This window comes from Pseudomonas frigoris (genome assembly GCF_047758635.1).
GTDB lineage: Bacteria > Pseudomonadota > Gammaproteobacteria > Pseudomonadales > Pseudomonadaceae > Aquipseudomonas > Aquipseudomonas frigoris.
In genome coordinates this window covers 5,288,326-5,301,962 of the sequence record NZ_CP180479.1, presented here as the reverse complement: position 1 = coordinate 5,301,962, position 13,637 = coordinate 5,288,326, and the positions used below count along the sequence as shown (strand labels likewise).

Genomic DNA, 13,637 nt, shown 5'->3' with positions numbered 1-13,637 from the left:
GACCGTTGCAAAAACGCTGAACTCCTTTTGCCTTCGCTGGGGTTTGATCGGCGCTGCTTGAAATCGCAACCGAGCAGCAACGTCTAACGAACATCATCAAACCTTGCGTGAGACCCTTTTCATGAGTGGACAAAACTCGCATTCAGGCGAGCTGAAACGCGGCCTGAAAAATCGCCACATTCAACTGATCGCCCTCGGTGGCGCGATCGGTACCGGGCTGTTCCTCGGCTCGGCCGGCGTACTGAAATCCGCCGGCCCGTCGATGATTCTCGGCTACGCCATCTGCGGCTTCATTGCTTTCATGATCATGCGCCAGCTCGGCGAAATGATCGTCGAAGAGCCAGTCGCCGGTTCCTTCAGCCACTTCGCCCATAAATACTGGGGCGGTTTCGCCGGCTTCCTGTCGGGCTGGAACTGCTGGATTCTGTACATTCTGGTGGGCATGTCGGAGCTGACCGCGGTCGGTAAATACATCCACTACTGGGCGCCACACATCCCGACGTGGGTCTCGGCAGCCGGCTTCTTCGTCCTGATCAATCTGATCAACCTGGCCAACGTCAAAGTCTTTGGTGAGGCCGAGTTCTGGTTCGCGATCATCAAGGTCGTGGCCATCGTCGGCATGATTGCGCTCGGCAGCTACCTGCTGGTCAGCGGCGACGGCGGCCCGCAAGCGTCGGTGACCAACCTGTGGGTCCACGGCGGTTTCTTCCCGAATGGTGTCAGCGGCCTGGTGATGGCCATGGCGATCATCATGTTCTCCTTCGGCGGCCTGGAAATGCTCGGTTTCACCGCAGCTGAAGCCGACAAGCCGAAAACCGTGATCCCGAAAGCCATCAACCAGGTGATCTACCGGATCCTGATTTTCTACATCGGTGCGTTGGTTATCCTGCTTTCGCTGACGCCATGGGACAGCCTGTTGGCGACCCTGAACGCGTCGGGTGATTCCTACAGCGGCAGCCCGTTCGTTCAAGTGTTCTCGATGCTCGGCAGTGACACCGCTGCGCACATCCTCAATTTCGTGGTCCTGACCGCGGCGCTGTCGGTGTACAACAGCGGCACCTACTGCAACAGCCGCATGCTGCTGGGCATGGCCGAGCAGGGCGATGCGCCGAAAGCCTTGTCGAAGATCGACAAGCGCGGCGTGCCAGTGCGTTCGATCCTTGCTTCGGCGGCGGTGACATTGATTGCCGTATTGCTGAACTACCTGATCCCGCAAAACGCGCTGGAACTGTTGATGTCGCTGGTGGTTGCCACCCTGGTGATCAACTGGGCGATGATAAGCTTCTCGCACTTCAAGTTCCGCCAGCACATGAACAAAACCAAGCAGACGCCGCTGTTCAAGGCCTTGTGGTACCCGTACGGGAACTACATCTGCCTGGCGTTCGTGGTGTTCATTCTGGGCGTAATGCTGCTGATTCCGGGGATTCAGATCTCGGTGTATGCGATTCCAGTGTGGGTCGCGTTCATGTGGATTTGCTACGGCATCAAGAATAAGCGTCGTGACCGGCATGCGTTGCACGCGGCAAACGCGAAGTAAGCGCAGTCTGCAGAAACAACAAACCCGGCCAATGTGCCGGGTTTTTTGTGCGCGCTGCAAAACCTGTGAACTTGCGCTGATCCCTGTGGGAGCGGGCTTGCTCGCGAAAGCGGTGGATCAGTCAGCATAAATATTGCCTGTCCCACCGCTTTCGCGAGCAAGCCCGCTCCCACAAGGGACGCGTTACGCCGATCCAATCGCGGTATCCTGCGTGTTCTGAATACGGACGCTTTTCCATGCTGGTGATTTCCAACAACGTGCATCTGCCGGATGCCGAGATCGAGTTGACCGCCATCCGTGCCCAGGGCGCTGGTGGGCAGAACGTCAACAAGGTCTCCAGCGCGGTGCACCTGCGTTTCGACATTCCGGCCTCGTCCTTGCCCGAGTTCTACAAGGAACGGCTGCTGGCGCTGCGCGACAGTCGCATCACCAGCGAAGGGGTGTTGATCATCAAGGCCCAGCAATACCGCACGCAGGAAGCCAATCGTGCGGATGCGCTGGAACGGCTGACCGAGTTGATCCTCAGTGCCACCAAGGTCGAAAAGAAACGTCGTCCGACCAAGCCGACCCTCGGTTCGAAGAAGCGTCGGCTCGAATCCAAGACCAAGCGCGGCAGCATCAAGGCTGGACGCGGTAAGGTCGACTTCTAACGCGCGTCTCTTTTTTCGCGATACTTTGGCGCTTGCCGGTACAGATAAACGCTAAGCATCAACCCGCTTAAAGCGGCAAGGGCGGCGAACAGGAAGATCGAGGCAAAGCCAAAGCCTGCTGCAACGGCACCCGCCACTGGCCCGGTGATCCCCAGCGACAAATCGATAAACAACGAATAAGCCCCGACTGCCGCACCACGACTTGAGGCCGGCACCAGGTTGACCGCTTCCACGCCCAGTGCCGGGAACACCAGCGAGAAGCCGAACCCGCTCAATGCCGCACCCGCCAGTGCCCAATGGGCGTCCGGTGCCAGCCATAGCAGCAACAACCCAAGCGTTTCCACCGACAGGCAGGCAATCGCTACGCGAAAGCCGCCGAGGCGGTTGATCAGGTTGCCGAACAGCAGCCGCGCACCAATAAAACTGGCACCGAACAAGCTCAAGCACAGCACCGCATTGGACCAATGCTGAGTCGCGTAATAGAGGGTGATGAAGGTGGCGATGGTGCCGAAGCCGATCGAGCCCAGCGCCAGACCGCACCCATGTGGCAGCACTCGCCCCAGCACATGCATGAACGGCAAGCGTTCACCGACAACGATTGGCGCGGCGGTTTTCGGCCAGGCCAGCACGAGGCCGAGGACGGCCAGCAGCACGATGCTCACGCCCATGCTCCACAAACCCAATTCACCGACCAGCCACACCCCCAGCGGGGCGCCAATGGCGATGGCGCCATAGCTGGCGATGCCGTTCCAAGAGATGACTTTGGCGGTGTTGGCCGCACCGACCCGGCCAATGCCCCAGCCGATCGAACCCGAACCCACCAGGCTTTCCGCGCTGCCAAGCACTAATCGGCCGATCAACAGGCTGATCAGGCTGAGCATCGGCAGGCTCTGGGTCCAGGCCGAAATCAGCATGAACACTCCACTCAAACCGCAGCCGGCGAGGCCGTACATTACGGCGAGTTTGCTGCCCTTGTTGTCGATGATTTTCCCGGCATAAGGACGGCTGAGCAGGGTGGCCAGGTATTGCACGCTGATCACCAGGCCGGCGATTACGGCGCCGAAGCCCAGATCGCTGTGGACGTAGCCCGGCAACACGGCCAGGGGAATGCCGATATTCAGGTAGCCGATGAAGGTGAACAGGACGATGGAAACGACTTGCAGCGTGACCGCCAGGGGGCGCTGGTTTTCAGACATGGGTAAAGATCCACGGGGAAGCAGGATAGATAGGCTGCTTATGATAGCGGTGCGAGCGGCTGCGGGTCGTGGAAAAAGTAAAACTATTTGTCGGGCGGGGATGAATCAGGGCTTTGCGGGGGCAACCAGTTGTGTCGTGACCAGGGCGGCCAGGGCGTTTTCTTCGCTACCGAAACGGGCGAGCAGCGCGGCTTGTTTCTCGGGGGAAAGGCGATTCCAGATCTCGATCATCTTCTCGGCGGTGCCGATCAGGACGCTGGCTTGGGTTTCGCTAAAGTCATCGGTCATGGTGGGGCTCAAGGGTTCAGGCGGTGTGGAAAGCGCATGTTAGCGCTTTCCACACGGTCTGGCATTGCAGGTGAATCAGTCTTCGCTGTCGGCCTTGCGGCGTTCAGTGGCTTCTTTTGGCTCGGGCTGTTGGGCACCGGCTTGTTGCGTGGGCGTCTGCTCAGTTTCGTGCAGGCTTGGGAAGGGGAGATTAGGGATCTCGTGCATATCGCGCTCCTCGCAAAGTCTGTTGATAGATCTGGTAGATCCGCGCTTTAAAAAAAAAGCCTGGGAAGGATACAGCAGGAGAAATGACAAATAGACTTTTATATCCAATTGTTGCGACGGATGGGATTGTCTAGACAGGTCTGGAAGAGGGGGCAGCACAAAGCATTGTGGGAGCGAGCTTGCTCGCGATGGGGTCGTGTCAGTCGACATTAACATTGAAGGACACACCGCTATCGCGAGCAAGCTCGCTCCCACAGGGATTGCAGGTGCTTGATGGTTATTTGCAGACTTCGGCGATTGCCTCGGCCAGCAAATTAAGGCGTGTGGCATCGATTCCGGCGACGTTCGCCCGGCCAGTGCCCACCATGTAAACGCTGTGGTGATCACGCAGTTGTTTGACCTGGTCCGGCGTCAAACCGGTGTAGGAAAACATCCCGCGCTGCACGCCGATGTGCGCAAAGCGTTCGCGCAAACCATGAGGTTCAAGCGCTTCAACCAAACCGCTACGCAGTTGGGCGATACGCAAACGCATGGCTTCCACTTCGTCGGCCCAGAGGCTTTTCAGCTCTGGATCACTGAGGATGGTCGCTACCACAGCAGCGCCATGATCCGGTGGTGTCGACCACAGATTGCGAGCGATGTTGGCCAGTTGGCTGCGGATATCCATCAGCTTGTCAGCGGTTTTCGCGCAGACAATCAGCGCGCCGGTGCGGTCGCGGTACAGGCCGAAGTTCTTCGAGCAGGAACTGGTGATCAGCACTTCCGGCAACGCGGCAGCGAACAACCGCGTCGACCAGGCATCCTGTTCCAGGCCATCGCCGAAGCCCTGGTAGGCGAAGTCGATCAGTGGCACCAAATCGCGACTGCGCACCACGTCCAGCACCCGGCGCCAATCGTCATGGGACAGATCGAACCCGGTCGGGTTGTGGCAGCAGGCGTGCAGCAGTACCACATCGCCCTTCGGCGCTTCATTGAGTACCGCGAGCATCGCCTCGACGTCGAGGCGGTTATCGCTGCCGACGTACGGGTAATGACTGACCTTGACCCCGGCTGCCGCGAAGATGGTTTCGTGAATCGGCCAGGTCGGGTTGCTCAGCCACACGCCACGGCCCGGCAGGCACTGGGCGATGAAGTCGGCACTCAAGCGCAGCGCGCCGGTGCCGCCCGGCGTTTGCGTTGCGCCGGCCCGTTGTTCGGCGATTAGCGGGGAATCGGCACCTAGCACCAATTCAACGATGGCCTTGCCGAACGCCGGTTCACCGTGGCCACCGATGTAGGTTTTGGTGGTCTGACGATCCACCAGGCGTTGCTCGGCGAGCTTCACGGACTGGGGAATCGGTGTCAGGCCCTGGGCGTCTTTATAGACACCCACGCCGAGGTCGAATTTGCGCGGGTTGGGGTCCTGCGCATAGGCCTCCATCAGGCCGAGAATCGGGTCGCCGGGTACTCGACCGATGGCGTCGAAATGCATTATTTGCGGCCCTCGGCGTCCTTGGCCACTTCGTCAGTGCGCGCGGCCATGATGAAATCGTTGCGATGCAGGCCCTTGATGGAGTGGCTCCACCAGGTCACGGTGACTTTGCCCCACTCGGTCAGCAGGCCCGGGTGGTGACCTTCAGCCTCGGAGATTTCACCGACGGCGTTGGTGAACGCCAGTGCGTGCTTGAAGTTCTTGAACAGGAAAACTTTTTCCAGCTGCATTACGCTGTCGCGCACTTCAATGTTCCAGTCAGGAATCTGCTTGATCAGTACCGGCAGTTCTTCGTCGCTGACCTGAGGAGCGCCGGCTTGGCAGGCTTCGCAGTGGGCTTGGTTCAATGTGGACATGATGGGTTCCTGAAATCGAATTATTGGAAATCGGCCGTCAGTGTCACCACGCTAAACCAAAGCGTCGGTTACTGACAGGCTCACTTGATTCTAAAAGCAGCGGATCACGCAGCCTTTGGCGGAAATTTTGGTGTGTGCAATCCCAGCTGCATGCCTTGCTTGACCATGCCCATGATGTCTTCGTGGGCCAAGTCGAACAGGCGCTTGAGGTTCGGCAGGACAAAGTACAGCGGTTGCAGGATGTCGATGCGGTACGGCGTGCGCATGCATTCCAGCGGATCGAAGGCCTGATGCTCAGGTTCGTTCGACAGGCAGTAAACGGTTTCTTTTGGCGAGGAGAGAATGCCGCCGCCGTAGATGCGCTGGCCTTCTGGCGTATCGACCAGGCCAAACTCGATGGTCATCCAGTACAAACGCGCCAGGTACACGCGTTCTTCCTTGGAAGCCTGTAGGCCAAGTTTGCCGTAGGTGTGGGTAAATTCGGCGAACCAAGGGTTGGTCAGCAGCGGGCAGTGGCCAAAAATCTCGTGGAAAATGTCCGGCTCTTGCAGGTAATCCAGTTCTTCGCGGGTACGAATAAACGTCGCTACCGGGAACTGCTTGTTGGCGAGCAATTCGAAAAAGGTCTGGAATGGGATCAGTGCGGGAACCCGGGCAACCTGCCACCCGGTGGTTTCACCGAGGACCTTGTTGATCTCACCGAGTTGCGGAATGCGGTCGTGGGGCAGACCGAGTTTTTCGATACCGTCCAGGTATTCCTGGCACGCACGACCCTCGATCACTTTCAGTTGGCGAGTAATCAGCGTGTTCCACACCGCGTGTTCTTCGGCGGGGTAGTCGATAAAACCTTGCGCATCGGGCTCGCGAGCCACGTATTGCGTCTGCTTCATGCTGCTCTCCTGCTAGGGGATTTCGTTCTTGTTATGTCCTGCTATGGACCTAGAAATACCTCAAGAAATGCAGCGTTGCAGCACGTGAGTCGCGCTGTGCGTAGGAAAATTCGTCGATTTTTGTAAAGTATTCGTTACGGATCGGCCGCTATGGCGTAGGGATTGAGATTTGCGGGTTTGAAATGGCGTGCAGGTGTCACATAATCTTGACGACTAATTGAGCCACTCAGTAAAAAAAATATGTCCGAGGCACTGCGAATACCCCTGAGGGAGCGGGCTTGCTCGCGAAAGCGTCGGCACATCCGACATTGATGTATCAGACAGTCCGCTTTCGCGAGCAAGCCCGCTCCCACAGGTTATGCGCTCGGCATTAACCTCACTCACCGCTTTTTCGGGCCTTTATATGCGTATCAAAGTCCATTGCCAGAACCGTATCGGCATTCTGCGCGACATTCTCAACCTGTTGGTGGAGTACGGGATCAACGTCGCTCGCGGCGAGGTCGGCGGTGAGCATGGCAATGCGATCTACCTGCATTGCCCAAACCTGATCAACATTCAATTTCAGGCGTTGCGTCCCAAGTTCGAATCGATAGCCGGGGTTTTTGGCGTCAAGCGTGTAGGGCTGATGCCCAGCGAACGTCGGCACATGGAGCTCAATGCGTTGCTCGGCGCCCTGGAGTTTCCGGTGCTGTCGATCGACATGGGCGGTTCGATCGTCGCGGCCAACCGCGCGGCGGCGCAGTTGCTCGGCGTGCGGGTGGATGAGGTGCCGGGGATTCCGCTGTCGCGTTACGCCGAGGATTTTGACTTGCCAGAACTGGTGCGCGCCAACAAGTCGCGGATCAACGGCTTGCGGGTGAAGGTCAAGGGCGACGTGTTTCTCGCCGACATTGCGCCACTGCAATCAGAGCATGACGACAGCGAAGCCATGGCCGGCGCGGTACTCACGCTGCACCGCGCCGACCGGGTCGGTGAACGTATCTATAACGTGCGCAAGCAGGAGCTGCGCGGTTTCGACAGCATTTTCCAAAGCTCGAAGGTGATGGCCGCGGTGGTGCGCGAAGCTCGACGCATGGCTCCGCTGGATGCGCCGCTATTAATAGAAGGTGAAACCGGTACGGGTAAAGAGTTGTTGGCGCGAGCCTGCCACCTGGCGAGTCCGCGGGGGCAGTCACCGTTAATGGCGCTTAACTGCGCGGGTCTGCCGGAATCCATGGCTGAGACGGAGCTGTTCGGCTACGGCCCCGGCGCTTTCGAAGGGGCGCGGGCCGAAGGCAAGCTCGGACTGCTGGAACTGACGGCGGGCGGTACGCTGTTTCTCGATGGCGTCGGGGAAATGAGCCCGCGTTTACAGGTGAAATTGCTGCGTTTCCTACAGGACGGTTGCTTCCGTCGTGTGGGCAGCGATGAAGAGGTTTATCTGGATGTGCGGGTGATCTGCGCGACGCAGGTCGACCTGTCCGAGTTGTGTGCACGCGGCGAGTTTCGCCAGGATTTGTATCACCGCTTGAACGTGCTTTCACTGCACATCCCGCCACTGCGCGAATGCCTCGATGGTTTGACGCCGCTGGTGGAACACTTCCTCGATCAGGCCAGTCGGCAGATCGGTTGCCCACTGCCGAAACTGGCGCCGGCGGCGATGGAGCGGCTCAGTCACTACCATTGGCCGGGCAATGTTCGGCAATTGGAGAACGTGTTGTTCCAGGCGGTTTCCTTGTGCGAGGGCGGGACCGTCAAGGCCGAACATATTCGCCTGCCGGACTACGGCGTGCGTCAGCCACTTGGCGATTTCTCGCTCGAGGGCGGGCTGGACGAGATCGTCGGGCGCTTCGAGAAAGCGGTGCTTGAGCGCTTGTACTCCGAGCACCCGAGCAGTCGGCAGTTGGGCAAGCGTCTGGGGGTTTCCCATACCACCATTGCCAACAAGTTGCGTGAGTATGAGGTTGGCAAGACTGAGTCTTAGCCGATAGCTGTTTTGCCTGTGATGGCCCCTTCGCGAGCAAGCCCGCTCCCACACTTGACCGCATTTTTTCTGGAGGAACTCGATCAAGTGTGGGAGCGGGCTTGCTCGCGAAGGCGGTAGCGGCCGTTGCCCAAGGTCAAGCCTTGCCGCGAAGCGGCATAACACCGCCGGTTTTTCGTCTTTGACACAATCCCCCGTTTCCCCTCTGAACCCCTCAAGTCCTTTGTTTGCCGGGCCCTGCGCCGCCAGAAAAAAGTTGGTCTGCAAATTGCTTATGGCTCAGCAGTACAGCAGTGGGCGGCAAACGTCCGGCATGCAGAGGAAAGAGTGTGGACAAGTACCTTTATGTGGCAATGACCGGCGCCAGCCAGAATGCACTGGCGCAGAAGGCTCATGCGAACAACCTGGCGAACATCTCCACCAACGGTTTCCAGAAAGACCTGGAGCAGGCTCGTTCGATGCCGGTGTTCGGTGACAGCTTTCCGGCGCGTGCGTTTGCCCTGTCCGAACGTCCCGCCACTGATTTCTCCCCGGGCGCATTGGTGGAAACCGGTCGTGACCTCGATGTCGCCGTGCAAGGCAATGGCTGGATCGCCGTGCAAAACCCTGACGGTGGCGAAAGCTACGTGCGCACCGGCAGCCTGAACGTCGACGCCCTGGGCGTGCTGCGGGCCGGCAACGGTATGCCGGTGATGGGCAATGGCGGGCCGATTGCCGTGCCGCCCGAGCAGCAAATCGAAGTGGGCGAGGACGGCACCATCAGCATTCGTGCGATGGGCGAAGGTCCTCGCGTGATGGCGGAAGTCGACCGCATCAAGCTGGTTAATCCTGACTTCAAGAACATGACCAAAGGCCTGGACGGTTCGATCCACACCAAGGACGGCAAGCCGGCGCAAGCCGATGCTGGCGTCAAACTGGTGTCCGGTTTCCTTGAGTCGAGCAACGTCAATGCCGTGGAAGAGATGACCTCGGTGCTGGCGCTGGCCAAGCAGTTCGAGCTGCACATCAAGATGATGAACACCGCCAAAGACGATGACCAGGCCATGGCTCGGGTCTTGCAGATCAGCTAATTATCAGAACGTCGCGCCGTAAAACAGGCGCACGAGGAGAATCGAATGCTTCCGGCTCTATGGGTTGCCAAAACAGGTCTGTCCGCCCAGGACACCAACCTGACGACCATTTCCAACAACCTGGCCAACGTGTCGACCACGGGTTTCAAACGTGACCGCGCCGAGTTCCAGGACTTGCTCTACCAGATCAAACGCCAGCCAGGCGCCCAGTCGACCCAGGACAGTGAGCTGCCGTCGGGTCTGCAAGTGGGTACCGGTGTGCGCATTGTCGGCACCCAGAAAAACTTCACCGCCGGCAGCTTGCAAACCACCGAGCAGCCGTTGGACATGGCCATCGACGGTCGCGGTTTCTTCCAGATTCTGCAGCCGGACGGCACGACTTCCTACACCCGTGACGGTACGTTCCACCTGGACTCCAACGGTCAGATCGTGAACTCCAGCGGCTTCGCCCTGGAGCCGGCCATTGTCATCCCCAACGATGCCCAAACCTTCACGGTCGGTCGCGACGGCACCGTGTCCATCACCGTTGCCGGCAACCCGGCCTCCCAAGTGATCGGCAACCTGCAAACCGCCGACTTCATCAACCCGGCCGGTCTGCAGGCAGTGGGCAACAACCTGTTCCTGGAAACCGCGGCCAGCGGCGCGCCGCAAGTCGGTACCCCGGGCCTGGCCGGTTTCGGCACCACGCTGCAGAACACCCTGGAAACGTCCAACGTCAGCACCGTTGAAGAGATGGTCAACATGATCACCACTCAGCGCGCTTACGAGATGAACTCCAAGGTGATCTCCACCGCCGACCAGATGCTCTCGTTCGTAACGCAGAATCTGTAATCAAGTCTATGAGGCGGCCATCAGGTCGCCTGCAATACCGTGAGGTAGGGTCATGAATCGCTTTGTATCTGTTCTGGCACTGAGTGCGGTCGCCGCGCTGGCGGGTTGCGTCGGTCCGACGCCCAAGCCCAATGACCCTTACTACGCCCCGGTGTTGCCGCGCACACCGCTGCCGGCTGCCGCCAATAATGGCTCGATCTACCAGGCCGGTTTCGAACAGAACCTGTACAGCGACCGCAAGGCGTTCCGGGTCGGTGACATCATCACCATCACCTTGAACGAGAAGACCCAGGCCAGCAAAAACGCCAATTCCCAGGTCGGCAAGAACAGCAAGACCAGCATTGGCCTGTCCTCATTGTTCGGCAGTACGCCCAACACGAATAACCCGCTCGGCAGCGGCGACCTGAGTCTGGATGCCAGCTACAGCGGCGACCGCGCGACCAAGGGTGACAGCAAGGCCGGGCAGGGCAACAGCCTCACTGGCTCGATCACCGTGACCGTCGCCGACGTGTTGCCCAACGGCATCATCGCCGTGCGCGGCGAGAAGTGGATGACCCTCAATACCGGTGATGAACTGGTGCGGATTGCCGGGCTCGTTCGCGCCGATGACATCGCCACCGACAACACCGTTTCGTCGACCCGTATCGCCGATGCACGCATCACCTATTCGGGCACCGGTTCGTTTGCCGATGCGAGTCAGCCAGGCTGGTTCGACCGTTTCTTCCTCAGCCCGCTGTTCCCTTTCTAGGTGGCTACGTTGAATTTCAAACACCTCATGGTGGCCGCCCTGATGCTGTCCGCAGCGTTCAACGCTCAAGCCGAACGGCTGAAGGATATCGCCAGTATTTCCGGCGTGCGTTCCAACCAATTGATCGGCTACGGCCTGGTGGTCGGGCTTAACGGCACCGGTGACCAGACGACGCAAACCCCGTTCACCCTGCAGACCTTCAACAACATGCTCTCGCAATTCGGCATCAAGGTGCCGCCGGGTTCGGGCAACGTGCAATTGAAGAACGTCGCAGCGGTGTCGATCAGTGCTGATTTGCCAGCGTTCGCCAAGCCGGGTCAGCAGGTCGACATCACCGTATCGTCCATCGGTAACTCCAAGAGCCTGCGCGGCGGCACCTTGCTGCTGACGCCGCTGAAGGGTATCGACGGTAACGTCTATGCGATCGCCCAGGGTAACCTGGTGGTCGGCGGTTTTGACGCCGAAGGTCGTGACGGTTCGAAGATCACCGTCAACGTTCCGTCGGCCGGTCGTATCCCGGGCGGTGCGTCGGTTGAGCGTTCGGTGCCGAGCGGTTTCAATCAGGGCAACAGCCTGACGCTGAACCTCAATCGTTCGGACTTCACCACGGCCAAGCGCATCGTCGACAAGATCAACAATATGCTCGGCCCTGGCGTTGCCCAGGCCATCGACGGCGGTTCGATTCGTGTCAGTGCGCCACTCGATCCGAGTCAGCGCGTCGACTACTTGTCGATCATCGAGAACCTTGAAGTCGACCCGGGTCAGGCGGTGGCGAAAGTCATCATCAACTCGCGGACCGGCACCATCGTGATCGGCCAGAACGTCAAGGTTTCCCCGGCCGCCGTGACCCACGGCAGCCTGACCGTGACCATCACCGAAGACCCGATCGTCAGCCAGCCCGGCCCTCTGTCCAATGGCCAGACCGCCGTCGTGCCGCGCTCGCGGGTCAACGCCCAGCAGGAAGCCAAACCGATGTTCAAGTTCGGTCCGGGCACCACCCTCGACGAAATCGTGCGTGCGGTGAACCAGGTCGGCGCGGCACCGGGTGACTTGATGGCGATCCTCGAAGCACTGAAACAGGCCGGCGCGTTGCAAGCCGACCTGATCGTGATCTGAGGACGGCGACCATGGATATGCGCAAGGGCGGATTGGGGGTCAGCAGCAACGATTCGGGTTCCTACTCGGACCTGAATCGCTTGAACCAGCTCAAGGTCGGCGACAAGGACAGTGACGCGAACATGCGCAAGGTTGCGCAGGAATTCGAGTCGCTGTTTCTCGGTGAAATGCTCAAGTCCATGCGCTCGGCCACTGAAACGCTGGGCCAGGACAATCCGCTCAACACGCCGGCAGCCAAGCAATACCAGGAAATGTACGACCAGCAGTTGGCCGTTTCCATGTCCCGTGAGGGCGGCGGTATCGGTCTGGCTGACGTGCTGATGCGTCAGATGTCGAAGAACAAGCCGCTGGCCCCGGGCGAGGCTGCTGCAGCGTCAGCCGCCAAGCAAGCTGCCGCGAAAGCCGCCGTGGAAACCCCGATTGGCGCCGGTACGGTCGCCACCAACGGGCCGTTGTCGCGCCTCAATGGCGAGCGTCCGTTGTGGGCTTCGCGCTCGGTGAAGTCGGCAAGTGCGGGCGAGGGTACTCATCGCAATGACATGGCGCTGATCAATCAGCGACGTCTGGCGCTGCCGCCGAAACTGGCCGACCGCTTGCTCGCAGGGCTGGTGCCGTCGGCATCGACCGCTGCCGCGACCGTCACGACGGCGCAGAACAACATCCAAATGCCGCAGAGTACCAAGACCGGTTCCGGCCCCCTGTACAACGGCGATTGGCTGGCTTCGCAAGCGGATACGACATCCAGTGGGCGCCTGCAGGTTTATGGTCGTGCCATGGCGCAAATACCGCTGGCACCGGCGAAGAAAGCGTTCAGTTCCGCCGACGAATTCGTCAACACCATGCTGCCGATGGCCAAAGAGGCCGCCGAACGCATTGGTGTCGATCCGCGTTACCTGGTGGCGCAGGCTGCCCTGGAAACCGGTTGGGGCAAATCGGTCATGCGTGCCCAGGATGGCAGCAGTAGTCACAACCTTTTCGGCATCAAGGCTGGCAGCAGTTGGAAGGGCGAATCGGCGCGGGCAATCACCAGCGAATTTAGGAATGGCGAGATGGTCAAGGAGACGGCTCAGTTCCGTTCCTATGACTCTTACAAGGACAGCTTCCATGACCTTGTGACGCTGCTGCAAACCAACAATCGCTATCAAGATGTTGTGAAGTCGGCCGATAACCCAGAACAGTTTGTACGCGAGTTGCAAAAGGCCGGTTACGCAACCGACCCGGACTACGCAAGCAAGATTTCGCAGATAGCCAAGCAGATGACGAGTTACCAGAACTACGCTGCGGCGGGCGCTACCACCACGCCTCTATAGGCAT

Annotated in this window: 14 protein-coding genes; 8 read left to right on the top strand and 6 right to left on the bottom strand. The window is 59.5% G+C overall.

Annotated features, from left to right (window positions below):
* The first annotated feature begins 121 nt into the window (after window positions 1–121).
* Together ACMXYH_RS24360 and arfB are read left to right on the top strand one after the other, a co-directional pair.
* Complete coding sequence (locus tag ACMXYH_RS24360; RefSeq protein ID WP_415765212.1) at window positions 122–1,537, top strand: amino acid permease; 1,416 nt, start codon at window positions 122–124, stop codon at window positions 1,535–1,537.
* Window positions 1,538–1,773: 236 nt separating this feature from the next.
* Window positions 1,774–2,187, top strand: coding sequence for an alternative ribosome rescue aminoacyl-tRNA hydrolase ArfB (gene arfB / locus ACMXYH_RS24355; RefSeq protein ID WP_008010994.1), 414 nt, complete (start codon window positions 1,774–1,776; stop codon window positions 2,185–2,187).
* Here arfB and ACMXYH_RS24350 read toward each other — a convergent pair.
* The 6 genes from ACMXYH_RS24350 to phhA form a co-directional block, all read right to left on the bottom strand.
* A complete protein-coding gene (locus tag ACMXYH_RS24350; protein WP_415765210.1) occupies window positions 2,184–3,383 on the bottom strand; it encodes an MFS transporter in 1,200 nt (399 codons plus the stop codon). The genes arfB and ACMXYH_RS24350 overlap by 4 nt on opposite strands.
* Before the next feature lie 105 nt (window positions 3,384–3,488).
* Window positions 3,489–3,671, bottom strand: a complete 183-nt coding sequence (locus ACMXYH_RS24345; RefSeq protein ID WP_008030471.1) for a hypothetical protein — start codon at window positions 3,669–3,671, stop codon at window positions 3,489–3,491.
* Window positions 3,672–3,746: 75 nt separating this feature from the next.
* Window positions 3,747–3,878 carry a hypothetical protein gene (locus ACMXYH_RS24340; RefSeq protein ID WP_008156098.1) on the bottom strand — a complete coding sequence of 44 codons (132 nt, stop codon included), beginning with the start codon at window positions 3,876–3,878 and terminating at the stop codon, window positions 3,747–3,749.
* Between the two features lie 277 nt (window positions 3,879–4,155).
* Window positions 4,156–5,349: an amino acid aminotransferase gene (locus ACMXYH_RS24335; protein WP_415765209.1), complete on the bottom strand. Its 1,194-nt coding sequence runs from the start codon at window positions 5,347–5,349 to the stop codon at window positions 4,156–4,158.
* Complete coding sequence (locus ACMXYH_RS24330; protein WP_129442142.1) at window positions 5,349–5,705, bottom strand: 4a-hydroxytetrahydrobiopterin dehydratase; 357 nt, start codon at window positions 5,703–5,705, stop codon at window positions 5,349–5,351. Before ACMXYH_RS24330 ends, ACMXYH_RS24335 begins: the two co-directional genes overlap by 1 nt.
* A gap of 104 nt (window positions 5,706–5,809) precedes the next feature.
* Window positions 5,810–6,595, bottom strand: a complete 786-nt coding sequence (gene phhA, locus ACMXYH_RS24325; RefSeq protein WP_046055995.1) for a phenylalanine 4-monooxygenase — start codon at window positions 6,593–6,595, stop codon at window positions 5,810–5,812.
* A 403-nt stretch (window positions 6,596–6,998) separates the two neighbouring features.
* Between phhA and ACMXYH_RS24320 the strand changes: the two genes are divergently transcribed.
* The 6 genes from ACMXYH_RS24320 (at window position 6,999) to flgJ (ending at window position 13,633) form a co-directional block, all read left to right on the top strand.
* A complete protein-coding gene (locus ACMXYH_RS24320; RefSeq protein WP_111451850.1) occupies window positions 6,999–8,558 on the top strand; it encodes a sigma-54-dependent transcriptional regulator in 1,560 nt (519 codons plus the stop codon).
* A gap of 329 nt (window positions 8,559–8,887) precedes the next feature.
* Window positions 8,888–9,628 carry a flagellar basal body rod protein FlgF gene (locus ACMXYH_RS24315; RefSeq protein ID WP_415765206.1) on the top strand — a complete coding sequence of 247 codons (741 nt, stop codon included), beginning with the start codon at window positions 8,888–8,890 and terminating at the stop codon, window positions 9,626–9,628.
* 45 nt (window positions 9,629–9,673) lie between these two features.
* The gene (gene flgG, locus ACMXYH_RS24310) at window positions 9,674–10,459 is read left to right on the top strand and encodes a flagellar basal-body rod protein FlgG (RefSeq protein WP_415765205.1); all 786 of its coding nucleotides are present in this window, start codon (window positions 9,674–9,676) and stop codon (window positions 10,457–10,459) included.
* A 52-nt stretch (window positions 10,460–10,511) separates the two neighbouring features.
* A complete protein-coding gene (flgH, locus tag ACMXYH_RS24305) occupies window positions 10,512–11,207 on the top strand; it encodes a flagellar basal body L-ring protein FlgH (RefSeq protein WP_415765203.1) in 696 nt (231 codons plus the stop codon).
* 27 nt (window positions 11,208–11,234) lie between these two features.
* Window positions 11,235–12,323, top strand: a complete 1,089-nt coding sequence (locus ACMXYH_RS24300) for a flagellar basal body P-ring protein FlgI (RefSeq protein WP_056742131.1) — start codon at window positions 11,235–11,237, stop codon at window positions 12,321–12,323.
* Between the two features lie 11 nt (window positions 12,324–12,334).
* Window positions 12,335–13,633 carry a flagellar assembly peptidoglycan hydrolase FlgJ gene (flgJ, locus tag ACMXYH_RS24295; protein ID WP_415765202.1) on the top strand — a complete coding sequence of 433 codons (1,299 nt, stop codon included), beginning with the start codon at window positions 12,335–12,337 and terminating at the stop codon, window positions 13,631–13,633.
* The last annotated feature ends 4 nt before the right edge of the window (window positions 13,634–13,637 follow it).